20 protein-coding genes and 1 riboswitch are annotated in these 21,762 nt (G+C 65.5%); of the genes, 15 read left to right on the top strand and 5 right to left on the bottom strand.

Annotated elements, in window-relative coordinates:
- Nucleotides 1-49 precede the first annotated feature (49 nt).
- A riboswitch (S-adenosyl-L-homocysteine riboswitch) is annotated at nucleotides 50-153 on the top strand.
- Nucleotides 154-229: 76 nt separating this feature from the next.
- From ahcY to C6P61_RS18110, 4 genes are read left to right on the top strand one after another with little or no spacing between them, the layout of a single operon-like run.
- Nucleotides 230-1,666 carry an adenosylhomocysteinase gene (gene ahcY / locus C6P61_RS02130; RefSeq protein ID WP_105728272.1) on the top strand — a complete coding sequence of 479 codons (1,437 nt, stop codon included), beginning with the start codon at nucleotides 230-232 and terminating at the stop codon, nucleotides 1,664-1,666.
- A gap of 4 nt (nucleotides 1,667-1,670) precedes the next feature.
- On the top strand, nucleotides 1,671-2,432 hold the full coding sequence (locus tag C6P61_RS02135) for a TlyA family RNA methyltransferase (protein ID WP_105728273.1): 762 nt from the start codon (nucleotides 1,671-1,673) through the stop codon (nucleotides 2,430-2,432).
- Nucleotides 2,417-3,247, top strand: coding sequence for a methylenetetrahydrofolate reductase [NAD(P)H] (metF, locus tag C6P61_RS02140; protein ID WP_105728274.1), 831 nt, complete (start codon nucleotides 2,417-2,419; stop codon nucleotides 3,245-3,247). Before C6P61_RS02135 ends, metF begins: the two co-directional genes overlap by 16 nt.
- A 36-nt stretch (nucleotides 3,248-3,283) precedes the next feature.
- Complete coding sequence (locus tag C6P61_RS18110) at nucleotides 3,284-3,937, top strand: septal ring lytic transglycosylase RlpA family protein (RefSeq protein ID WP_244908732.1); 654 nt, start codon at nucleotides 3,284-3,286, stop codon at nucleotides 3,935-3,937.
- Nucleotide 3,938: 1 nt separating this feature from the next.
- Here C6P61_RS18110 and C6P61_RS02150 read toward each other — a convergent pair whose 3' ends face one another.
- Nucleotides 3,939-4,862, bottom strand: coding sequence for a 23S rRNA (adenine(2030)-N(6))-methyltransferase RlmJ (locus C6P61_RS02150; protein ID WP_105728275.1), 924 nt, complete (start codon nucleotides 4,860-4,862; stop codon nucleotides 3,939-3,941).
- Nucleotides 4,863-4,954: 92 nt separating this feature from the next.
- Complete coding sequence (locus C6P61_RS02155; RefSeq protein WP_105728276.1) at nucleotides 4,955-6,130, bottom strand: branched-chain amino acid ABC transporter substrate-binding protein; 1,176 nt, start codon at nucleotides 6,128-6,130, stop codon at nucleotides 4,955-4,957.
- Nucleotides 6,131-6,392: 262 nt separating this feature from the next.
- Here C6P61_RS02155 and rplM point away from each other — a divergent pair, with 262 nt between their 5' ends.
- The 3 genes from rplM (at nucleotide 6,393) to erpA (ending at nucleotide 7,779) form a co-directional block, all read left to right on the top strand.
- Nucleotides 6,393-6,827: a 50S ribosomal protein L13 gene (rplM, locus tag C6P61_RS02160; protein WP_105728277.1), complete on the top strand. Its 435-nt coding sequence runs from the start codon at nucleotides 6,393-6,395 to the stop codon at nucleotides 6,825-6,827.
- Nucleotides 6,828-6,836: 9 nt separating this feature from the next.
- The gene (gene rpsI / locus C6P61_RS02165; RefSeq protein ID WP_105728278.1) at nucleotides 6,837-7,229 is read left to right on the top strand and encodes a 30S ribosomal protein S9; all 393 of its coding nucleotides are present in this window, start codon (nucleotides 6,837-6,839) and stop codon (nucleotides 7,227-7,229) included.
- A 184-nt stretch (nucleotides 7,230-7,413) separates the two neighbouring features.
- Nucleotides 7,414-7,779 carry an iron-sulfur cluster insertion protein ErpA gene (erpA, locus tag C6P61_RS02170; protein ID WP_105728279.1) on the top strand — a complete coding sequence of 122 codons (366 nt, stop codon included), beginning with the start codon at nucleotides 7,414-7,416 and terminating at the stop codon, nucleotides 7,777-7,779.
- 106 nt (nucleotides 7,780-7,885) lie between these two features.
- Here the strand turns inward: erpA and C6P61_RS02175 are convergent, their stop codons facing one another.
- Nucleotides 7,886-9,058, bottom strand: coding sequence for an anhydro-N-acetylmuramic acid kinase (locus C6P61_RS02175; RefSeq protein WP_280524102.1), 1,173 nt, complete (start codon nucleotides 9,056-9,058; stop codon nucleotides 7,886-7,888).
- A gap of 3 nt (nucleotides 9,059-9,061) precedes the next feature.
- A complete protein-coding gene (locus tag C6P61_RS02180; RefSeq protein ID WP_105728280.1) occupies nucleotides 9,062-10,393 on the bottom strand; it encodes a M23 family metallopeptidase in 1,332 nt (443 codons plus the stop codon).
- A 193-nt stretch (nucleotides 10,394-10,586) separates the two neighbouring features.
- Between C6P61_RS02180 and tyrS the strand changes: the two genes are divergently transcribed.
- The 4 genes from tyrS to dbpA all read left to right on the top strand — a co-directional run bounded on the left by tyrS (nucleotide 10,587) and on the right by dbpA (nucleotide 14,590).
- Entirely contained in the window at nucleotides 10,587-11,852 is a 1,266-nt protein-coding gene (gene tyrS / locus C6P61_RS02185; RefSeq protein WP_105728281.1) for a tyrosine--tRNA ligase, read from the top strand.
- Nucleotides 11,849-12,292 carry a D-aminoacyl-tRNA deacylase gene (gene dtd, locus C6P61_RS02190; protein ID WP_105728282.1) on the top strand — a complete coding sequence of 148 codons (444 nt, stop codon included), beginning with the start codon at nucleotides 11,849-11,851 and terminating at the stop codon, nucleotides 12,290-12,292. Before tyrS ends, dtd begins: the two co-directional genes overlap by 4 nt.
- Nucleotides 12,293-12,296: 4 nt before the next feature.
- Entirely contained in the window at nucleotides 12,297-13,064 is a 768-nt protein-coding gene (locus tag C6P61_RS02195; protein WP_244908734.1) for a hypothetical protein, read from the top strand.
- Nucleotides 13,065-13,186: 122 nt separating this feature from the next.
- Nucleotides 13,187-14,590 carry an ATP-dependent RNA helicase DbpA gene (dbpA, locus tag C6P61_RS02200; protein ID WP_105728283.1) on the top strand — a complete coding sequence of 468 codons (1,404 nt, stop codon included), beginning with the start codon at nucleotides 13,187-13,189 and terminating at the stop codon, nucleotides 14,588-14,590.
- A 161-nt stretch (nucleotides 14,591-14,751) separates the two neighbouring features.
- Here the strand turns inward: dbpA and ybeY are convergent, their stop codons facing one another.
- Nucleotides 14,752-15,210, bottom strand: coding sequence for an rRNA maturation RNase YbeY (gene ybeY / locus C6P61_RS02205; RefSeq protein WP_105728284.1), 459 nt, complete (start codon nucleotides 15,208-15,210; stop codon nucleotides 14,752-14,754).
- A 176-nt stretch (nucleotides 15,211-15,386) separates the two neighbouring features.
- On the opposite strand from ybeY, the gene C6P61_RS02210 reads away from it, so the two are divergent.
- The 4 genes from C6P61_RS02210 to C6P61_RS02225 are packed head-to-tail and all read left to right on the top strand — an operon-like array spanning nucleotide 15,387 to nucleotide 21,745.
- A complete protein-coding gene (locus tag C6P61_RS02210; RefSeq protein WP_105728285.1) occupies nucleotides 15,387-17,810 on the top strand; it encodes a DEAD/DEAH box helicase family protein in 2,424 nt (807 codons plus the stop codon).
- Entirely contained in the window at nucleotides 17,807-18,961 is a 1,155-nt protein-coding gene (locus C6P61_RS02215; RefSeq protein ID WP_146114950.1) for a restriction endonuclease subunit S domain-containing protein, read from the top strand. Before C6P61_RS02210 ends, C6P61_RS02215 begins: the two co-directional genes overlap by 4 nt.
- The gene (gene dinD / locus C6P61_RS02220) at nucleotides 18,954-19,802 is read left to right on the top strand and encodes a DNA damage-inducible protein D (RefSeq protein ID WP_105728287.1); all 849 of its coding nucleotides are present in this window, start codon (nucleotides 18,954-18,956) and stop codon (nucleotides 19,800-19,802) included. The genes C6P61_RS02215 and dinD overlap by 8 nt, the downstream gene beginning before the upstream one ends.
- Before the next feature lie 2 nt (nucleotides 19,803-19,804).
- Nucleotides 19,805-21,745, top strand: a complete 1,941-nt coding sequence (locus C6P61_RS02225; protein WP_105728288.1) for a class I SAM-dependent DNA methyltransferase — start codon at nucleotides 19,805-19,807, stop codon at nucleotides 21,743-21,745.
- Nucleotides 21,746-21,762 lie beyond the last annotated feature (17 nt).

The following is a 21,762-nucleotide window of genomic DNA, read 5'->3' on the forward strand; positions in this document are numbered from 1 at the left end:
TTGTTTGAAGGGGAATTATAGGAACTGCCCGTGTTCTTTATAATTCAGACATTCCGAGGAGCGTTGCAGCCCAGGCGCAAAGCCTGGGCGAGGCTCGGATTTCCCCTTCCCCCCTCGTGGTGGGGCGGGCACAAACAACGGCGCTCACCCACCGGCGTGGCGTGAGTGCAGGGTTTTCCTCCAGCGCGATCCGTCCGGTGGTCGACTCAAACTGTTGGAAAGCTCAGACATGAACGCACCGCTCAAGAACCCCGTCCACGTTGATTGCGTGATCGCCGATATCGGCCTGGCCGACTGGGGCCGCAAGGAAATCCGCATCGCCGAAACCGAGATGCCCGGCCTGATGGCGATCCGCGAGGAATTCGCCGCGAGTCAGCCGCTCAAGGGCGCGCGCATCACCGGCTCGCTGCACATGACGATCCAGACCGCCGTGCTGATCGAGACGCTGCAGGCGCTCGGCGCCCAGGTGCGCTGGGCCTCGTGCAACATCTTCTCGACCCAGGACCATGCCGCTGCCGCGATCGCCGCTGCCGGCACCCCGGTGTTCGCGATCAAGGGCGAGACCCTGGTCGACTACTGGGATTACACGCACCGCATCTTCGACTTCGGCGCCGCCGGCACCGAGGGCGAAGGCCCGAACATGATCCTCGACGACGGCGGCGACGCCACGCTGCTGATGCACCTGGGCAAGCAGGCCGAAAAGGACGCCTCCGTGCTGGCCAACCCGGGCAGCGAGGAAGAGCGCATCCTGTTTGCCGCCATCAAGGCCAAGCTGGCTGAGGACGCGACCTGGTACAGCCGCAAGAGCGCCCAGATCATCGGCGTGACCGAAGAGACCACCACTGGCGTGCATCGCCTGAAGGAAATGTCGGTCAAGGGCACGCTGATGTTCCGCGCCATCAACGTCAACGACTCGGTGACCAAGTCCAAGTTCGACAACCTGTACGGCTGCCGCGAGTCGCTGGTCGACGGCATCAAGCGCGCGACCGACGTGATGATCGCCGGCAAGGTGGCCGTGGTCGCCGGTTATGGCGACGTGGGCAAGGGCTCGGCCCAGGCGCTGCGCGCACTGAGCGCCCAGGTCTGGGTGACCGAGATCGACCCGATCAACGCGCTGCAGGCCGCGATGGAAGGCTACAAAGTCGTGACCATGGAATGGGCTGCCGACAAGGCCGACATCTTCGTGACCACCACCGGCAACCGCGACGTCATCACCTTCGAGCACATGGCGGCCATGAAGGACCAGGCCATCGTCTGCAACATCGGCCACTTCGACAACGAGATCCAGGTCGCCCGGCTTGAAGAGCATTGCCAGTGGGACGAGATCAAGCCCCAGGTCGATCATGTGATCTTCCCGGACGGCAAGCGCATCATCCTGCTGGCCAAGGGCCGCTTGGTCAACCTCGGCTGCGGCACCGGCCACCCGAGCTTCGTGATGAGCTCGTCCTTCGCCAACCAGACCATCGCCCAGATCGAGCTGTTCTGCCATGCCGAAGGCTACGATGTCGGCAAGGTCTACGTGCTGCCCAAGCACCTGGACGAGAAGGTGGCCCGCCTGCACCTGAAGAAGGTCGGTGCCATGCTGACCGAGCTCAGCGACGAACAGGCCGCCTACATCGGCGTGCCCAAGCAGGGCCCGTACAAGCCCGACACCTACCGCTACTAAGACGGTGCGCGCCGACCAGTTGCTCGTCGAGCGCGGCCTCGCGGCTTCGCGCTCGCAGGCCCAGCGCCTGATCGCGGCCGGCCTGCGCTGGCGCGTCGGTGCCGGTGCCTGGAAGAGCGTGGCCAAGAATGGCGACGAGATTTCCGAGGCGGCCGAGCTGCAACTGGCTGACGCGGCCGAGTCGCGCTATGTCTCGCGCGGCGGGCTCAAGCTCGAAGGCGCGCTCCAGCGCACCGGTCAGCCGGTCGCGGGCCTGCGCTGCCTCGATGTCGGCCAGAGCACCGGTGGCTTCACCGACTGCCTGCTGCAGCAGGGCGCGGCACAGGTGGTCGGGGTCGATGTCGGCCACGGCCAGCTCAACGCCCGTCTGCGTGCCGACCCGCGCGTGCTTTGCGTCGAGAAGCTCAATGCGCGCGAGCTCAGCGCCCAGGCGCTGCTCGCGGCCGGCGGCGAGCCGGCAGCGCCGCCCTTCGACCTGATCGTGGGCGACCTGTCCTTCATCTCGCAGACCCTGGTCTGGCCGGCCCTGCAGCCCTTGCTGGCGCCGCAGGGCCACCTGCTGATGCTGGTCAAGCCGCAGTTCGAACTCCAGCCTGAGCAGATCGGCAAGGGCGGCCTGGTGCGCGATCCGGCCAGCTACGCCCTGGTCGAGGCGCGCATGCGCCAGGCCTGCGCCACGCTGGGCTGGCGGGTGCTCGATTACTTTGAAAGTCCGATCACCGGCGGTGACGGCAACCGGGAGTTTTTTGTATGGGCCTGCCCCTGAGTTTTGAATTCTTTCCGCCCAAGACGCCCGAGGGCGCAGCCAAGCTGCACGCGGTGCGCCAGCAGCTCTACAGCGCCAAGCCCGAGTTCTGTTCGGTGACCTATGGCGCCGGAGGCTCCACGCAGGACGGCACGCTGCAGACGGTACAGGCGATCCTGGACGAGGGCCAGCAGGGTGCCTCGCACTTCACCTGTGTCGGTGCCTCGCGCGAGTCGGTACGCGACAAGCTGGCCTTGTTCAAGTCGATGGGACTGCGTCGCCTGGTGGCCTTGCGTGGCGACTTGCCGAGCGGCTACGGCGGCATGGGCGAATTCCGTTACGCCGCCGACCTGGTGGCCTTCATCCGCGCCGAAACCGGTGACCATTTCCACCTCGAGGTGGCGGCCTACCCCGAGACTCATCCGCAGGCCAAGTCGGCGCAGGCCGATCTGCAGGCTTACGCTGCCAAGGTCAAGGCGGGCGCCAGTTCGGCGATCACGCAGTTCTTCTTCAATACCGATGCCTACTTCCGCTTCGTCGACGACGCGTACAAGCTGGGCGCCGAGGTGCCGGTGGTGCCGGGCATCATGCCGATCACCAATTCCGCCGGCCTGCTGCGCTTTGCCGACAGCTGCGGCGCCGAGATCCCGCGCTGGATCCGGCTGCGCCTGCAGGGTTATGGCGATGATGTCGAATCGATCAAGGCCTTCGGCCTCGATGTCGTGACCGATCTGTGCGACCAGCTGCGCAATGCCGGCGTGCCAGGCCTGCATTTCTACACCATGAACCAGAGCGCGCCGGTACTGGAAATCCTGCGCCGACTGGATCTGGGTTAAATTCCACCCGGTGTTCTCGACACCTGGAGGTTGCCTTTGCGCAGACTGTCACATTTCTTCTTGCCGCTGGCGGTCCCGCCGCTGCGCCCCCTGGCGCTGAAAGCGGGCTGGCGCTTGCAGGCGGCGGCCTGCTTGCTGGGGCTGGGCCTGCTGCCGCTGCATGCGGCAGAACCGGTTCCGGCGGCACCGGCATCGGCTACCCCGGTGCCGGCGCTCGCGGCACCGGCTGCGCCCACGGCCTCACCTCATTCGCTGGCGCCAGCCGCGCTGTTGCGCCAGGCCAAGGGAGTGGTGCAGGACTCGCTGCATGTGGGGGCTGACTGGTTGGTCGGTGCCAAGTCCGAGCCGCTGGTGCTCGAGCAGGGCACGGCCTCCTACCTGGCCAACATGCTGCATGGGCGCAAGACCGCCAGCGGCGAGCGCTACGACATGAACGAGCTGACCGCCGCGCACAAGACGTTGCCGTTCGGCACCCGTGTCATCGTGCGCAGCCTGCAGACCGGACGCGAGGTGGCGGTCCGCATCGTCGACCGCGGCCCGCACCTGAAGAACCGCATCATCGACCTGAGCCACGCGGCAGCGGCCGCGCTGGGGATCAAGGGCCACGGCATTTCCGAAGTCCAGATCGTGCAGCAGACGCCGGCCAAGCCGGCTCTCGGAGAGCCGGCCCGGGCGTCCGGGCTGCAGTAGTTCAGTAGTTGCCGCTCTCGACCGTCCAGCCGGAGCCGATCGGGTCCTTCAGCGCCTCGGTCACGAAGGGCAGCGCCTCGCGCAGCTGGGCCGCTAGTGTGAAGGGCGGGTTGATCACATGCATGCCGCTGGCGCGCATCGCGGTATGGGCGCGACCCTGGGCCACCTGGGCGCTGGTGCCTTCGGTCGGCGTCAGGCCCACGTTGAGCTCGGCCTGGACCCAGCTGCGCTGCAGGCGCTGGCTCATGGCCTTGAGCTTGCGGGCCAGCGAATGCGCCTCGGGGCGGCCGATCACCGGATACCAGACCGCGTAGGTGCCGATCGGGAAGCGCTGCAGCGCCTCTTCCAGGCAGTCGATCACGGCGGCGTAGTCGGTCTTGAGCTCGTAGCTCGGGTCGATCAGCACCAGGCCGCGCCGGGTCGGCGTCGGCAGCAGCGACTTGAGACCCTCGAAGCCGTTGCGGCGCAGCACCTCGATCTGCTTGCCGCGACCGAGCTCGGCCACCTGGTTGTCGAGCAGGCGCGAGTCGGTCGGATGGACCTCGAACAGCTTGAGCTTGTCCTGTGGCCGCAGCAGCGCCTGGCTGAGCCAGGGTGAACCGGGGTAGACCCGCATATCCTTGCTGCTGCCGTTGTTGAAGCCGCGCACCTGCTGCAGGTAGTGCTTCACCAGATCGGGTACCGGTTGGCTACCGGCCTTGGCGGCCTCGACGGCGGCCAGCAGGCGGAAGATGCCGGCATCGGACTCGGCCGACTTGCGCGCGTGGTCCTGGTCCAGGCGATAGACGCCCGCGCCAGCGTGGGTATCGACCACGGTGAAGCCGGTGTCTTTCTGACCCATGTATTGCAGGATGGCGACCAGCGTCATGTGCTTGAGCACATCGGCGTGGTTGCCCGCGTGGAAGGCGTGGCGGTAACTGAACATGGGGCGGATGGTAACGCAAGGGGGCCTCAGTCTGAAATGAAAAACGGCCCTCGCAGGCCGTTCTCGGATCAGCAGCAGGCTGGATCAGCCGCTCAGCGGATCACTGCCAGCTGGGCGCGGGCACCGTTCCTGAAGGTGTAGAGGGTCAGGGCGGCGTTCTTGCGGTCGCCCTTCTCGTCGAACTCGACCTTGCCGGAAGCGCCCTGGTACTGGATCGCCTTCAGCGCCGGCAGGTACTGCGCGGGCTCGGCCGAGCCGGCGGTCTGCATGGCCTGGGCCAGCAGCTTGACGCCGTCGTAGGCGTAGGGCGAATAGGCCTGCACGTCGGCCTGGTACTTGGCCTTGAAGTCAGCACGGAACTTCTCGTTGCCGCTGACTTCCGCGCCGTCGACACCACCGGCCTCGACACAGTAGACCCGATCGTCGCCCAGCGCTTCGGCCGAGAGCTTGATCATCTCGCCGGTGCACAGGCCGTCGCCGCCCACCAGCTTGGCCGGGATGCCGAGCTGCTTCATCTGGCGCAGCATCGGGCCGCCGGCGGAGTCCATGCCGCCGAAGAAGATCACGTCGGGCTTCTTGGCCTTGATCGTGGTCAGGATGGCCTTGAAGTCGGTCGCCTTGTCGTTGGTGAACTCATGGGCCAGCACCTGGGCGCCGGCTGCGGCAGCGGCTTTCTCGAACTCGTCAGCCAGGCCCTGGCCGTAGGCGGTGCGGTCGTCGATCACGGCCACGGTCTTGGCATTGAGCGTTTCCACTGCGTAACGGCCCAGGGCACCGCCCTGCTGGGTGTCGTCCGCCACCAGACGGAAGGTGCTGGCGTAGCCCTGGCGGGTGATCTTGGGGTTGGTCGACGAGGGCGTGATCTGCGGGATGCCGGCAGCGTTGTAGATCTGCGACGCCGGCAGGGTGGTGCCCGAGGTCAGGTGACCGACCACGCCGTTGACCTTGGCGTCAACCAGCTTCTGCGCAGCGGCGGCGCCCTGCTTGGGGTCGGCGGCATCGTCTTCGGCCAGCAGCTCGAACTTCGCGGTCTTGTCGCCGATCTTGATGCCGGCGGCGTTGAGTTCCTCGATCGCCAGCCGGGCGCCGTTTTCGTTGTCCTTGCCGAGGTGGGCGACCGGGCCGCTGGTCGCGCCGACATGGCCGATCTTCACGACCAGTTGATCGGCGGCGGGAGCAGCGGCGGGTGCTGCGGTCTCTTCCTTCTTGCCGCAAGCTGCCAGGGTCACGGTGGCGGCCAGAACGGCCAGCTTCAGTTCAATACGCATAGCAATTGTCTTTCGATAAGGCGGGCGGCAATCCCGCGCCCACGCGGATGCTTGCGCCACGCTCGGGTGGTGTGGCGATTGTATGTTCGGCGTAATGAACAGTCGTCCTTGCCATAGTTAAGCCCTCATCCTATAATGGAGAGCTTCGCAGCGATTCCATGGGCTCCGCGGCGAAGTTCATCCCCACCTAAGAGGCTTCCTTCAGAGAAGCACCGACCGTGGAAAAGAGCCCGCCAAACCTCACTCTTTCAAAGAGAAACTTATGCAAAAGACTACTGTCAGCGCCAAGCCCGCTGAGGTTGTGCACGAGTGGTTTGTGGTTGACGCCACCGATAAGGTGCTCGGACGTGTCGCCAGCGAAGTGGCACTCCGTCTGCGCGGCAAGCACAAAGCCATTTATACCCCTCACGTTGACACCGGCGACTTCATCGTTGTCGTCAACGCTGCCAAGCTGAAAGTCACGGGCACCAAGGCCCTGAACAAGGTGTACTACCGTCACTCGGGTTTCCCGGGCGGCATCTACGGCACCAACTTCCGTGATCTGCAAGCCAAGCATCCCGGCCGCGTGCTGGAGAAGGCCGTCAAGGGCATGCTGCCCAAGGGCCCGCTCGGCTACGCCATGATCAAGAAGCTCAAGGTGTACGGTGGTGCAGAGCACCCGCACACTGCCCAGCAACCCAAAGTGTTGGACATCTAAGGAGCTGCCATGATTGGTGATTGGAACAATGGCACCGGCCGTCGCAAATCCAGCGTCGCCCGCGTGTTTATGAAAAAAGGCTCTGGCAAGATCACGGTCAACGGCAAGGACATCGAAGCTTTCTTCGGTCGCCAAACCTCGATCATGATCGCCAAGCAGCCGCTGGCCCTGACTGAAAACCTGGAATTCTTCGACGTGCAAGTCAACGTGCACGGCGGTGGTGAATCCGGCCAGGCAGGCGCTGTGCGTCACGGCATCACCCGCGCCCTGATCGACTACGATGCGGCTCTCAAGCCCGCACTGAGCGCCGCTGGTTTCGTGACCCGCGACGCCCGTGAAGTCGAGCGTAAGAAGGTCGGTCTGCGTTCCGCACGCCGCGCCAAGCAGTTCAGCAAGCGTTAATTCGCCAGCCCTGCTGCAAGAAAGCCGCCTGCCAGCCCTGTGCTGGGGGGCGGTTTTTTTTATGGGGATGGCCCGTCCGGTAAAGACCCTGTTGTTGGCCCGGTATCACCAGGCTTGCCAGCTGCTATTCCCGAGTTTTTTGCTATAGTATTCATCATTCTTCTGATTTCTAGGGTTGCACACCATGAGCGAACAAGCCGTTGCCGTTGATACCGAAATGCCCGCCCCGCTGGTCTTCACCGACAGCGCCGCAATCAAGGTGGCCGACCTGATCGCCGAAGAGGGCAACCCCGACCTCAAGCTGCGCGTCTTTGTCCAGGGCGGCGGCTGCTCGGGCTTCCAGTACGGCTTCACCTTCGACGAGATCGTCAACGAGGACGACACGGTGATGAGCAAGAACGGCGTCTCGCTGCTGATCGATGCCATGAGCTACCAGTACCTGGTCGGCGCCGAGATCGACTACAAGGAAGACCTGCAAGGCGCCCAGTTCGTGATCAAGAACCCGAACGCCAGCACCACCTGCGGTTGCGGCTCCAGCTTCAGCGTCTGAAGCCTGCCGGGCTGGGCCCGGCTTGCTGACTTGACGCGCGCGAGCGCCTCCCTTGCAAAAGCCCGCCGGCCTGGTCGCCCGCGGGCTTTTGCCTTGGCGGCTCGCCTCAGGCCGGGTGGATGGCGCCCAGGATGCGCGGGCCGGCGGCTCCGGTGACCGCGCTCAGGTTGCCCGGCAGCCCTTGCAGGGTCTGCCAGGCCAGCCAGGCAAAGGCCGCGGCTTCGACCAGGTCGACCGGCCAGCCGCGCTCGGCCGTCGTCAACACCGGGCAGGGCGCCAGCTCGCGGCGCAGCACGGCCATCAGCGCGTCGTTGCAGGCACCGCCGCCGCAGACCAGCAGTTCGGATAGACCTGCATCACCCCAGGGCAGCTCGCGCAGCGCCTGCGCAATGCTGCACGCGGTCAGCTCGACCAGCGTGGCCTGCACATCGGTCGCTGCCAGGGCCTCGAAGCCCTGCAGCTGCCGCTGCAGCCAGGTGGCGTGGAACAGGTCGCGTCCGGTGCTCTTGATGCCCTGCAGCGCGAAATAGGGCTCGGCCAGCAGCTTGGCCAGCAGCGCCTGGTCGGCCCGGCCAGTCGCGCCCCAGGCGCCGCCACGGTCGTAGCTCGCCCCGGTATGGCGCGCGCACCAGAGGTCGAGCAGCATGTTGCCAGGACCGGTGTCCAGGCCCAGCACGCGGCCGTCGCTCGTCAAGGCCGTGACATTGGCGATGCCGCCGATGTTGACGACCGCTACCGACGATCCGGGCTGGCCGAACACCTCGCGATGAAAGGCCGGCACCAGCGGTGCGCCCTGGCCGCCGGCGGCGATGTCGCGGCTGCGGAAGTCGGCGACCACGGCGATGCCGCTCAGCTCGGCCAGCAGCGCAGGCTGGTTGAGCTGCAGGGTGTAGGGCGGAAATTCGGGGTCTTGCGCATCGACCCGGCGTCCGCGCAGCCAGGCGCCGGGCGGGTGGTGGCGCACGGTCTGGCCGTGGGCGCCGATCGCCTGGACTGCGCTGGCTGGGGTGCCGCTGGCGGCCAGCAGCGCCTGCACGACCTCGGCATAGACCTGCGTCAGCTGGTGCGCCGCGACCGCCGCGCGGTGCAGTTCATCCGGGCCACTGGCATTGAGTGCCAGCAGTTCGTCGCGCAGCCCGGGCGGCAAGGGCAGGCCATGGCTGGCCAGCACGCGCGGCGGCTGGGCCGCGAAGTCGACCAGCACGCCATCCACCCCGTCGAGCGAGGTGCCGGACATCAGGCCGATGCAGAGCGCCGGGCTGGCAGCGGGGCTGGGCAAGGCTTACTCGGCGCTGGCTTGCACCACCGTGGCGGCTGCGTCGAGCTGCTGGCGGATGGCCTGGGCCTGGCGCTTGAACTCGGCCTTGGCGCTGGCGGTGACCGTGGCGCTGCCCCCGTCGCGCGCCAGCGTCAGCGGGTCCTGGTGCTGGTTGCGGACCAGGTATTCGAAGTGCAGGTGTGGCCCGGTCGAGGCGCCGGTGCTGCCGACGGCGCCGATCAGCGTACCCTGTTCGACCGACTGGCCCTGGCGCACGTTGATGCGGCTCAGGTGGGCGTAGGCGGTCGATTTCTGGTCGCTGTGCTGCACGACCACGAAGTTGCCGTAGCCGCTTTTCCAGCCGGCATAGGTGACCTTGCCATCGCCGACCGAGCGCACCGGGGTGCCGGTGGGGGCGGCGAAGTCCACGCCCAGATGGGGCTTTTCGCGACCCGAGATCGGATGGAAGCGCATGCCGTAGCGGCTGCTGACGCGCGAGAACGCGAGCGGCGAGGCCAGGAAGGCGCGCTTGAGGCTCTGGCCGTTCGGGTTGTGGAAGGCGCCCTTGCTGCCGGCTTCCTGGAACCAGACCACCTGGTGCTTCTGGCCGCGGTTGACGAATTCGGCGCCCAGCAGCTGGCCGAAGCTCAGCACTTCGCCCTCGGCCTCGAAGGTCTCGTAGGCGACCTGGAAGCGGTCGCCGGGTGCGAGGTCACGTCGGAAGTCGATTTCGCTGGCGAATACGTCGGCCAGCTGTTCCGCCACGCTGTCGGGCAGCTTGGCGGCATCGGTGGCTTCGAACAGGCTGCTGCGGATGGTGGCGCCAGCCAGGCGCACCTTGCGTTGCAGCGGGCCGATCTCCAGCTTGGACTGCAGGCCCTGCGCGCCGCGTTCGATCCGCAGCCGGTTGAATTCCTTGCTGTTCTTGTCTGACCAGAGCACCCGGAGTTCGAGCAGCTGGCCCTTGTCGCTGGTGCGGGTCGAGGCCAGCTTGCCGGCCGGGCCGTCGAGCAGCAGCCGGCGTGTGACCGGGTCGCGCCCGAGGAAGCTCACGGCCTCGCTGTCGCTGACGCCGAGTCGCTTGAGCAGGCTCTGGACCGAGTCGTTGCGCCTTGTGAGGTCGCTGTGGAACAGCTCGAAGCGGGCCGGCGGCTTGGCTTGCGCCAGCGGGGCGGTCAGCGCGGGCGTGACCGACTCGACCACCTGCTGGACCGGCAGGTCGGCGGCATCGGGTGCCAGTGGGGCCACCGCGACCGCGGTGACGCCGGTGCCCAGCAGCAGGGCGCCCAGTCCGGCCATCATTCGGCGCGGGTGGCGCTGCATGGCTTGCACCAGCAGTTCGAAACGTTGTTTCATCAAGAAGTAGATCCGGTGGCAGCGGGCTGAATGCGGCCGCTGCGATAAGGGGAAAAGGGGCCGCCAGTAACGCGGCGCAGACCGGGACGAGCAGCACCAGCCCAAAGGCAAGAGGCGCGCCAACTAAAATCCCGGTTTGAGACATCTGTCTATTTTACCCAGGCCACAGAAAGCCGCAACTGGAAAAAACCTTATGAATGAACAAGTTGAGTCCGGGAAAGACGCAGATTTGATAACTGGCAAGGCCACGCCTGTGCTGTCCGATCGCGTCCAGCACGCGCTGGCCGTGACCCGTCGCGGCTGCGAGGAGCTGATTCCCGAGGCGGACTGGATCAAGAAGCTGGTCAAGAGCGAGGCCAGCGGCCAGCCGCTGCGCATCAAGCTCGGCCTGGACCCGACTGCGCCCGACATCCACATCGGCCATACCGTAGTGCTCAACAAGATGCGCCAGTTGCAGGACCTCGGGCATCAGGTGATCTTCCTGATCGGCGACTTCACGAGCCTGATCGGCGACCCGTCGGGCCGCAACAGCACCCGTCCGCCGTTGACGCCCGAGCAGATCAAGCTCAACGCCGAGACCTACTACAAGCAGGCCAGCCTGGTGCTCGACCCCGAGAAGACCGAGATCCGCTACAACAGCGAATGGTGCCTGCCGCTGGGCTCGATGGGCATGATCCAGCTCTCGGCCAAGTACACGGTCGCGCGCATGATGGAGCGCAACGACTTCCACGACCGCTTCAAGGCCGGCACGCCGATCTCGGTGCATGAGTTCCTCTATCCGCTGATGCAGGGCTACGACTCGGTTGCGCTGAAATCCGATCTCGAGCTCGGCGGCACCGACCAGAAGTTCAACCTGCTGATGGGCCGCCACCTGCAGGCCGAGTACGGCCAGGAGCCGCAGTGCATCCTGACCATGCCGTTGCTCGAAGGCCTGGACGGCGTCGACAAGATGTCGAAGTCGAAGAACAACTACATCGGCATCACCGAGCCGGCCAACTCCATGTTCGCCAAGGTGCTGTCGATCTCCGATGTGCTGATGTGGAAGTGGTACACCCTGCTGTCGTTCCGCAGCGAGGCCGAGATCGCCGCGCTCAAGGCCGCGATCGCCCAGGGCGCCAACCCCAAGGAAGCCAAGGTCGCGCTGGCCAAGGAGATCACGGCGCGCTTCCACAGCGCGGCGGCGGCCGACGCGGCCGAGCAGGACTTCATCAACCGCAGCAAGGGCGGCGTGCCGGACGAGATCCCCGAGGTGGCGCTGTCGGGCGCGCCGCTGGGCATTGGTGCGCTGCTGAAGTCGGCCGGACTGGCGCCGTCGACCAGCGAGGCCAATCGCCTGATCGACGGCGGCGGCGTGCGCGTTGACGGCTCGGTCGTCAGCGACAAGGGCCTCAAGCTCGAGGCCGGTACCTTCGTGGTCCAGGTCGGCAAGCGCAAGTTCGCGCGCGTGGCGCTGGCATGAAGGCGGTCCTGCAGCGCGTCAGCGAAGCCCGGGTCACGGTCGAGGGCGAAGTCATCGGCGAAATCGGTCAGGGCCTGCTGGTGCTGCTGTGCGCCGAGCGCGGCGACACCGAGGCGGTGGCCGACAAGCTGCTGGCGAAGATGCTCAAGCTGCGCATCTTTGCCGACGAGGCCGGCAAGATGAACCGCAGCCTGCAGGATATCGACGGCGGCCTGCTGCTGGTGAGCCAGTTCACGCTGGCGGCCGATACCTCGGGCGGCAACCGGCCCAGCTTCGGCCAGGCAGCAGCGCCCGACGAGGGCCGCCGGCTCTACGACCATTTCGTCGCGCAGGCACGCGCTGCCCACCCAGTGGTGCAGACCGGGCGCTTCGCGGCCGACATGCAGGTGCAACTGGTCAACGACGGTCCGGTGACGATCCCGATGCAGATGAGTGCCTGAGCCGATGCCCGAGTCGAGTCACGGCCCTGAATCTGGCCCCGGTCAGGGACAGTTATCGCTGTCGACTGCCGGCGCGGCGCTGTTCTCCGGTCTGGATCAATACGGCCTGAACCTGCAGGCGGTGTTCGACCTGGCCGATCTGCCGCCCGAGCTGCTGGCGACGCTGGGCCTGGACGGGGCAGGGCGTGCGCGCTTTCGTCAGCTGATCCTGATCGCTCACCTGGGGCGCGATTTCTGGGCCGCGCTGCAGCGGCGCGGGATGCATGGCGCGCATCCGGTGGACCAGTTCGTGACCGAGCGTGTCGCGGCCTGGATGGCGGATGCCTTGCCGGCTCATGAATGGCAGCAGGTCTTTCCGGGGCCGGCACCGGTCGGGTTGCAGCGGCTGGGCGCGCTGGCAGGCTGGCACCATGCCTCGCCGTTCTGGGTCGGTGTCGATGCCGACTGGGGCAGCTGGTTTGCCTACCGCGCGGTCTTGCTGCTTGACACCGCGCTGCCTGTCACGCCCCGGCGCGAGGCTGGATCGCCTTGCGCCGGTTGCGTGGACAAGCCTTGCATCAGCGCCTGTCCGGCTGGCGCGCTGGCGAGTGAACAAACCGGCGGCTGGCGGCTGCAGGCTTGCCTGGACTGGCGCAAGCAGCCCGGCTCGTCCTGCCTGGACCGTTGCCTGGCGCGCAACGCCTGTCCGGTCGGCGAGCGCTACCGCTATACCGACCAGCAGATCGCCTATCACTACCTGCACTCGATGCGCCATATCCGCGAGCATTGCTGAAAAGTTATCGAGTGCGCTCCAGGGCCGGGGTGACGCCGGGCTCCTCATGCTGCAAGCAGAAATCGTCACCCGGCGCCACCCCGGCCCTGTCGCCAATCGACGCTCGCGCCGATAATCGCGCGATGAATGAATCCTTGAAAAACGCGGCCGCTGGCGCCGCCTTCGGTCAGCTGTCGCTGTCCGCTTCCACCCTGGACAACCTGGGCCAGCTCGGCTACAGCGCGATGACGCCGATCCAGGCCGCCAGCCTGCCGCTGGCCTTGGCCGGACGCGACTTGATCGCCCAGGCCAGCACCGGCAGCGGCAAGACCGTCGCCTTCGGCGTCCCGCTGGTCGAGAAGCTCGACCCGGCGCAGTGGCAGGTGCAGGCGCTGGTGCTGTGCCCGACGCGCGAACTGGCTGACCAGGTCACGCTCGAGATCCGCCGCTTGGCGCGCGCGCATGGCAACATCAAGGTCGTGACCCTGTGCGGCGGCGTCGCGCTGCGCGGCCAGACCCTGAGCCTGGAGCATGGCGCCCATGTCGTGGTCGGCACGCCGGGCCGCATCCTGGACCATCTGGAGCGCGGCCACCTGAGTCTGGCCGCCGTGCGCACGCTGGTGCTCGACGAGGCCGACCGCATGCTCGACATGGGCTTTTTCGACGACATCGCCCAGGTCGCCAAGCTCTGCCCGACCGATCGCCAGACGCTGCTGTTCTCGGCCACCTATCCGGAAGGCATCGACCGGCTGGCTGCGCAGTTCATGCGCACGCCGCAAAGCGTCAAGGTGCAGGCCCAGCATGCGGCCGACAAGATCCGCCAGCATTTCTACGAGGTCAAGAGCAACGAGCGGCTGGCGACGGTGGCACGGCTGCTGAACCATTTCCGGCCCGAGTCGACGCTGGCCTTCTGCAACACCAAGCAGCAATGCCGCGACCTGGTCGCGCTGCTGCAGGGCCAGGGCTTCGCGGCGCTGGCGCTCTACGGCGAGCTGGATCAGCGCGAGCGCGACCAGGTGCTGGTGCAGTTCGCCAACCGCAGCTGCTCGGTGCTGGTGGCGACCGATGTCGCGGCGCGCGGGCTCGATATCGCCCAGCTCGACGCGGTGATCAACGTCGACTGCACGCCCGACGCCGAGATCCATGTGCACCGGATCGGCCGCACCGGCCGTGGCGAGGCCGAGGGCCTGGCGCTTACCTTGGCCAGCCTTGACGAGATGGGTTCGGTCGGCAAGATCGAGCAGCTGCAGGGCCGCGAGGTGGTCTGGCAGCCGCTCGACAGCCTGACCCAGGCTGCGGGTGGTCCGCTCAAGCCGCCGATGGCGACGCTGCAGATCCTGGGTGGCCGCAAGGAGAAGATCCGCGCTGGCGATGTGCTCGGTGCGCTGACTGGCGAGCTGGGCTACACCCGCGAGCAGATCGGCAAGATCAACATCAACGAGTTCTCGACCTATGTCGCGGTCGATCGCGCGATTGCCAAGCAGGCCGAGGCCAAGCTGGCGGCCGGGCGCATCAAGGGCCGCAGCGTGAAGGTGCGGCTGCTGTAAGCGACATGGCTCGGCTTGGCGCTCGCTGCCGGGGCGAGGGCCGCGCCGGGCTCCTCATGCTGCGAGCAGAAATCGTCGCCCGGCGCAGCCCTCGCCCCGGCGGCTGCCTGGCGATGACTCACTGATAACCCGCTTGACTGCCTGGCTCTCGCGAGCCAGTGTCACTCGGCGTAGGGGTTCGGGAAGCCCAGGCCGGCCAGGATCTCGATCTCGTAGGCTTCCATCTCCTCGGCATCCTGTTCGCTGGTCTCGTGGTCCCAGCCCTGGGCGTGCAGCGCGCCGTGCACCAGCAGGTGGGCGTAATGCTGCTGCAGCGTCTTGCCCTGCTCGGCCGCTTCGCGTGCGACCACCGGCGCGCACAGCACCAGATCGGCCTGCACCACCGGCTCCTGCGCGTAGTCGAAGGTCAGCACATTGGTCGCGTAGTCCTTTTGCCGATAGTCGCGATTCAGGCTCTGGCCTTCCTCGGCATCGACGATGCGCACGGTGATTTCGCCGTCATCGGCCAGCGCGTGGCGCAGCCAGCGCATGACTTTCTGGCGCGGCAGCGCGGCGCGGTGTTCGGCCACGCCGTCGAAACGGGCGAATTGCAGGGAGAGGGTCAGGTCGGGCAGGGCCATGGTGTGGGGCGAGCCAAGTGGCTGTCGCAGCGTGATATCGTAGAGAAAATTTTCGTTTAGCCAACGGTATGGCCGGCTATAAGTGCTTACTGTAGCGGCATTGCCGCCACGGCGCGGGCACGGAGCTGATGCAGGCAGTCGGGGGCTGCTTGCATGAACGGAGATAGGACAAGCATATGGCCCTCAACGAAGCTGAAACCCGCTACGAACTGATCGACCCCGTCCTGCGGGAAAAAGGCTATCGCCACTGGCGTGTCAAGCTCGAAACGCCTGCGCCAGTCGAGCCCACGGGTAACAAGGGCCGCCGTCGCGTCGGCAACGGCCGCACCGATTACCTGTTGTGCGTACAGGTGGGGGATATGCCGAAGCCGCTGCCTGTGGGCGTGATCGAGGCCAAGGCAGAGATCGAAGACCCCCTGAAGGGCATGGAGCAGGGCAAGCGCTACGCCGAATGCACCCGCTTCGCGGTGCGATATGTCTTTGCGACCAATGGCCATCGCTACGGTGAGTTCGACCTTGGTACGCAACTGCCATCGCAGCTTTTGCCGTTTCCCGAATTCCCCAGTCACGAAGCCCTGACGACACGCTACGCCAGCGATGTCGGCTTCGACCTCCAGGTGCCCGAGGCTGCAATGCTGTTCATGGCCGATTCGCCCGCTTTCAGCAAGCCGCGCTACTACCAGGACGCAGCTATCCGGGCCGCGTTCGAGAAGGTGCTGCGCTGTCGCCAGCAAGGCGATCCCGCGCGCGTGCTGCTTTCGCTGGCCACTGGGGCGGGCAAGACGGTGATCGCGGCCAACCTGTTGTGGCGCCTGCACGAAGCCGGCCAGCTCGCCAAGCCAGCGCTGTTTCTATGCGACCGCGACGAGTTGCGCGAACAGGCCTGGGAGAAACTGTCCAGGGCCTTCCCCAAGGGCAGCGTGCGCATCGTCAAGAGCGAGCGCGGACAGAATGCCGCCAGCAACGCCAAGATTCACATCGCCACCTACCAGACTCTGGGTCTGGACGACGAAGGTCAGGACTATGCGAGTTTTCTGACCCAGCATTACCCAGAAAACGCCTTCTCGATCATCGTCATCGACGAATGTCATCGCTCGGCCTTCGGGCGCTGGTCCGAAGTCCTCAGGCGCAACCCGAACGCCATCCATGTTGGCCTGACTGCCACGCCGCGCCAGTTGCGCGAGTCCAAGCAGCAGAGCGCCGACGATGCCGGGATCACGGCCAACAATCTCAAGTACTTTGGCGATCCGGTCTACGAGTACACGCTGATCCAGGCGCAGGAGGACGGCTATCTGGCCGCCTGCGAGATCGTCAAGCTCAAGCCCTCGATCGACTGGAAGACCTTCACGCGCGCCGAAGTGCTGGCCGCCAAGCCCGTCGATGCGCGCACAGGCAAGTACTTGGCCGCCGATGAGATCAAGGACCGCTATGCCGCCGAGCAGTTCGACCACCTGATCCTGCTGCCCGAGCGCATTGAAGCCATGTGCGCCGACCTGTTCCAGCGCCTGTGCGACAGCGGCGGCCCTGAACAGAAAGTCATCATCTTCTGCGCCCGCGACCTGCACGCCGATCGCGTCGCGCTGCAGATGCAGCGCCTGTACGTGGCCTGGTGTCAGCAACGAGGCGTCACGCCCAAGGACCATGACGCCTTCAAGTGCACCGCTGAAGGTGGCTCCGACCTGATCGAGCCCATGCGCGGCTCGGGCGAGCGCTGCTTCATCGCCTGCACCGTCGACCTATTGGCGACAGGCGTAGATATCGAGCGACTCAATGCCGTGGTGTTCTTCCGCTACCTCAAGTCCAGCATCTCCTTTTACCAGATGGTTGGGCGTGGCACCCGCATCGACGAGCCAACGCAGAAGTACAAGTTCTGGCTCTACGACTACACCGGCGTGACCGACCTGTTCGGCACCGACTTCATCACGGCACCCGCCAGGCCCAGAGGCACGAAGCCCGACGATGGCGAGGACGGGGGTGAAGGCGGCGGAGGGGGATCTGGAGAAGGCCATAATCCCCCACCCCTGCCCGAAATGAAGACCGGCCAGTCTGGCACCGTAGTGGAACAAGGGCGGTTCATCCTGCAGGAGCGCTTGGTCAACGGCGAGCGGCGCGAAGTGCCGGTGCCGCTCGACGAATACCGGCAGGAGATGGTGGCACGCGTGCTGCGCGAGGCCGCCACGCTGCATGATTTCCGCAGCCTGTGGGTCGAGACGCAGAAACGCCGCCAGCTGATCGACCATCTGCTGGGTGCGCATTATTCGCCCGACACCGTGCGCGAGCTGGTCGGCCTGACCGACTGCGATCAGTTCGATCTGTTCGCGCATTACGGTTGGCACGAGAAGGCGCTCAAGCGCAGCGAGCGCGCCGATGCCTATCTGCAGGCACAGGCGCCCTGGTTCGCGTCGGTCGGCGCCAATGCGGCGATCGTGCTGCAGGGCGTGGGGCGGCAGTTCGGGCTGGGCGGCACCGAGGCGCTGGAGTCGAGCGAGCTGTGGCATACGCCCGAGATCCGCCGTGCCGGTGGCGTGACCGCGCTGAGCTCCCTGGGCAGGCCGGTGGATGTGTTGAAGGATGCGAAGATAAGGTTGTTTGAGATATGAGTTTTAGGTTTCGTCCGCTCGCTGAGCTTTGCCGGTCAGATGTCAGAACTATCGATCCGCGACGCGACCCCGACCGTGAATTCTGGTACGTCGATATTTCGGCAGTTGATAACGTCAAGAAGAGGATTTCGACTCCGCAAAAGGTGGCTGGAAAGAACGCATCCGTCCGGGCACGGCAACTGATCACCACGAAGGATGTCCTGGTCGCGACGACGAGACCAAATCTGAATGCGGTCGCCATGGTGCCTGAGCAATATGACCAACAGGTTTGCAGTTCTGGCTTCTGTGTCTTGCGAGCTGGTCCCGAACTCGCTCCTGACTACCTGTTTGCATTCGTGCAATCGCGTGGGTTTGTCGAGTCCTTGACTGATCTCACCAAGGGGGCGTTGTATCCGGCGGTGACTGATCGTCAGGTTCTTGCACTGTCGATTCCATGGCTGGAGCTGGATGAACAACGCCGCATCGCCGCCGACCTCAAGCTCCAGCTCACCGCTGTCGAGGATGCGCGCCAGGCTGCCGATCAGCAGATTCTCGAATTGAACAGCCTGGCCAATGCCATCATCCGTGAAAGCCTGTCGCACCTCGACAGCGAAACGCATGCCCTCGGCGATGTGCTCGACGAGGTCAAGCAGGGCGTCGGCGCGCGCTGGACCGACTTCCCCGTGCTGGGCGCTACCCGCGACGGGCTGGCGCCGGCCAAGGAAGGGGTTGGCAAGAACCCCGAGCGCTACAAGCCGGTGCAGGTGGGCACCGTGTTCTACAACCCGATGCGCATCCTGATCGGTTCGATCGCGATGGTTGATGAGGGTGATGCCGTTGGCATCACGAGTCCCGACTACGTGGTCTTGCGCGGGCGTGAGGGCGTGGTGGATTCACGCTGGTTCTACTACTGGCTGAGGTCCCCCGAAGGCGAGCGCTGCATTGCCTCGCTGGCGCGTGGCGCGGTGCGCGAACGCATGCTGTTCAACCGTTTGGCTGAAGGTCAGATCACACTGCCGCCCTACGCAGCCCAGCAGACCGCCAGCCGTGCACTGGCAGAATTGCGACCCATGAAGCGGGCCGTCGAGGCGCGCTTGCGCGAGATCGATCTGCTGCCGCAGCGCCTGCTGGCGCAGGTTTTTGATAGTGAAGAGGAGGCAGTCCATGCCTGAAAAATCCATCGCCAACCAACACCATGCTACCTGCGAGGGCATCCGCCATGTCGACGAGGATGGCCACGAGTACTGGCTGGCTCGCCAGCTGGCCAAGGTGCTGGATTACTCGGAATACCGGCATTTCTTGCCTGTTCTTGCCCGCGCTCGTGAGGCATGTGGAAATAGTGGTCATTCCGCAGAGGACCATTTCGAGGATGTCCTCGAAATGGTCGAGATCGGTTCGGGTGCCAAGCGTGAGCTGCCTGGTGTGCGTTTGTCCCGCTACGCCTGCTACCTGATCGTCCAGAACGGCGACCCGAGCAAGCCGGTGATCGCCAACGGCCAGACCTACTTTGCGATCCAGACCCGGAGGCAGGAGATCGCCGACGACGCCAAGTTTGCGCAGCTCAGCGAGGACGAGAAACGGTTGGCCATACGCAACGAGCTGGCAGCGCACAACAAGTATCTGGCCGCTGCGGCGAAAGATGCCGGTGTCGAGTCCCAGCTGGACTATGCCATCTTCCAGGATCACGGCTACAAGGGCCTGTACGGCGGCATGGGCGCCAAGGACATTCACGCTAGCAAGGGCTTGAAGAAAAGCCAGAAGATCCTGGACCACATGGGCAGCACTGAGCTGGCAGCCAACCTGTTCCGCGCCACGCAAACCGAGGAAAAGCTGCGTCGTGACGAAGTGCAAGGCAAGGCTCAGGCCAACAAGACGCACTACGAGGTCGGCAGCAAGGTCCGCCAGACGATACGTGAGCTTGGCGGCACGATGCCCGAGGACCTGCCTAAGCCCGAGAACAGTATCCAGCAGCTCGAATCCGCCAAGAAGAAACTGGAACAGAAAAAGCCTTGATCATGTCCCGACCCAAGAAAAGCGCCGACGGCAGCGGCAAGACCAAATCCCCCAAGACCATCGCTTCCACGCAGTCGCTGTCGAGTTTCGTCAAGTCGATCTGCGACATCATGCGCCGGTCCAACTGCTCGAGCGCGCTGCAGTATGTGCCGGAGCTGACCTGGATCCTGTTCCTGCGCATCCTCGACGCACAGGATGCCAGGGGGGCAGCCGAGGCGGAAGCCGTGGGCCAGCCGTTCAGTCCTGCGCTACGCGCACCCTATCGCTGGCAGGACTGGGCCGCACCGTCTGACCCGACGGGGCAGGCCAAGACACCCGAGGGCTATGCCGTTGGCTGGAAGCGCGAGCACCTCATGACCCGGATTGGTGACCTGTTCGGCTTCATCAACAAGGAACTGCTGCCGCATCTGCACAGCCTGGACTTCATGCCGGATGGGCGCCCGAATTGGGAGGCCAGCCCCAAGCAGCGCGTGATCGGTCGCATCATGACCGCTGTCGAGCGCGTGCGCGTCGACTCGGAGGCGAACCTGTGCGACATCCTCGACCGGGTGCACGAGATCAGCATCGACCACATCGATAACCAGCATTTCTTCACGCTGTCGCAGGTCTATGAGGACCTGCTGCTCAAGATGGGCGAGAAGAATTCCGACGGTGGCCAGTTCTTCACCCCGCGCGAGGTGGTGCGCGCGATGGTGCGCACGCTCGACCCTCAGCCGGGTGAAACGGTCTACGACCCCTGTTGTGGCACCGGCGGCTTCTTGGCGCAGGCCTATGACTACCTGCAGCGTGGTCAGGGCGATGGCGTATCGGCGACCGATCTGGAGCAGCTCAAACACAAAACCTTCTTCGGCCGCGAGAAGGAGAACCTGGTGTTCCCAATCGCGCTGGCCAACCTGGTGCTGCACGGCATCGACCAGCCCAATCTGTGGCACGGCAACACGCTGTCGGGTGCTGCGACCTACGACGCGCTGTTCGACCAGGCGCCGGCTACCTTCGACGTGATCCTGAGCAACCCGCCGTTTGGTGGCAAGGAGGGTAGGGAAGCGCAGAAGAACTACAGCTTCGAGACCAGCTCGACCCAGGTGCTGTTCATGCAGCATATTCTGAAAGAGCTCAAGCCAGCGCTGGACGGCCAGCCGGGCGGGCGTTGCGCGGTCGTGCTCGATGAGGGGCTGCTGTTTCGCACCAACGAGTCAGCTTTCGTCGAAACCAAGCGCAAGCTGCTCGACGAATGCGAGCTGTGGTGCATCGTGAGCCTGCCGGGCGGTGTCTTCTCGACGGCTGGCGCGGGTGTCAAGACCAATCTGCTGTTTTTCACCAAGGGGCGCAGAACCGAGCGCATTTGGTACTACGACCTGTCCCATGTCAAGGTGGGCAAGAAGTCACCGACGACGCTGGCGCATTTCGGCTGGGATGCGCAATTCCGCGTGCTCGGCGATGCCGCACTACCTGCGACGCTGGTGGGCGACTGGCCGCAGCAGCCGGAAAACGAGGGTCGGCCTTTCCCGACCTTTGCGCGTCTGCTCGCCTGCCGTGGGACACCCGAGGGCGAGAGCGATTTTTCGTGGACGGTGGACTTCGCCGCCAGGCGTGCCCAGGCGCGTACCGACATGGCACCGCATCTGGCCGAGGTCGAACGGCTCAAGGCGCAATCCGTTGCATTGAAAGAGCGCTTGGCCGACTTGAAGAAAGCGCAGGCCGCCGATCAGGAGCTGCTTGCCGTGCGCGAGCAATTGCTTGCGTTGGACAAGGCGGTGCGCGACGCCCAAGCCGCTGCCGACGCGATCGACGCCGCCACTTTCGACCTCAAGGCCGTGAATCCGAAGGCAAGGGTCGAGCGTGACACGCGCAGCAGCGCCCAGATCATCGAGTCGATCGCCGACTGCGGCCGCCAGGTCGATGCTGCGCTGGCGCGGTTGAAGCAGTTGATGCCGCCTGGCTAAGAACGTGTTCAAAGTCT

Source organism: Malikia spinosa (assembly GCF_002980625.1).
Classification (GTDB): domain Bacteria; phylum Pseudomonadota; class Gammaproteobacteria; order Burkholderiales; family Burkholderiaceae_C; genus Malikia; species Malikia spinosa.

Excerpts from the sequence above, each read along its gene's own strand:
- ahcY (WP_105728272.1), top strand. The coding sequence starts at position 230 with ATGAACGCACCGCTCAAGAACCCCGTCCACGTTGATTGCGTGATCGCC.
- metF (WP_105728274.1), top strand. The coding sequence starts at position 2,417 with ATGGGCCTGCCCCTGAGTTTTGAATTCTTTCCGCCCAAGACGCCCGAG.
- C6P61_RS02150 (WP_105728275.1), bottom strand. The coding sequence starts at position 4,862 with ATGTTCAGTTACCGCCACGCCTTCCACGCGGGCAACCACGCCGATGTG.
- C6P61_RS02155 (WP_105728276.1), bottom strand. The coding sequence starts at position 6,130 with ATGCGTATTGAACTGAAGCTGGCCGTTCTGGCCGCCACCGTGACCCTG.
- rplM (WP_105728277.1), top strand. The coding sequence starts at position 6,393 with ATGCAAAAGACTACTGTCAGCGCCAAGCCCGCTGAGGTTGTGCACGAG.
- rpsI (WP_105728278.1), top strand. The coding sequence starts at position 6,837 with ATGATTGGTGATTGGAACAATGGCACCGGCCGTCGCAAATCCAGCGTC.
- erpA (WP_105728279.1), top strand. The coding sequence starts at position 7,414 with ATGAGCGAACAAGCCGTTGCCGTTGATACCGAAATGCCCGCCCCGCTG.
- C6P61_RS02180 (WP_105728280.1), bottom strand. The coding sequence starts at position 10,393 with ATGAAACAACGTTTCGAACTGCTGGTGCAAGCCATGCAGCGCCACCCG.
- tyrS (WP_105728281.1), top strand. The coding sequence starts at position 10,587 with ATGAATGAACAAGTTGAGTCCGGGAAAGACGCAGATTTGATAACTGGC.
- dtd (WP_105728282.1), top strand. The coding sequence starts at position 11,849 with ATGAAGGCGGTCCTGCAGCGCGTCAGCGAAGCCCGGGTCACGGTCGAG.
- C6P61_RS02195 (WP_244908734.1), top strand. The coding sequence starts at position 12,297 with ATGCCCGAGTCGAGTCACGGCCCTGAATCTGGCCCCGGTCAGGGACAG.
- dbpA (WP_105728283.1), top strand. The coding sequence starts at position 13,187 with ATGAATGAATCCTTGAAAAACGCGGCCGCTGGCGCCGCCTTCGGTCAG.
- ybeY (WP_105728284.1), bottom strand. The coding sequence starts at position 15,210 with ATGGCCCTGCCCGACCTGACCCTCTCCCTGCAATTCGCCCGTTTCGAC.
- C6P61_RS02210 (WP_105728285.1), top strand. The coding sequence starts at position 15,387 with ATGGCCCTCAACGAAGCTGAAACCCGCTACGAACTGATCGACCCCGTC.
- C6P61_RS02215 (WP_146114950.1), top strand. The coding sequence starts at position 17,807 with ATGAGTTTTAGGTTTCGTCCGCTCGCTGAGCTTTGCCGGTCAGATGTC.
- dinD (WP_105728287.1), top strand. The coding sequence starts at position 18,954 with ATGCCTGAAAAATCCATCGCCAACCAACACCATGCTACCTGCGAGGGC.
- C6P61_RS02225 (WP_105728288.1), top strand. The coding sequence starts at position 19,805 with ATGTCCCGACCCAAGAAAAGCGCCGACGGCAGCGGCAAGACCAAATCC.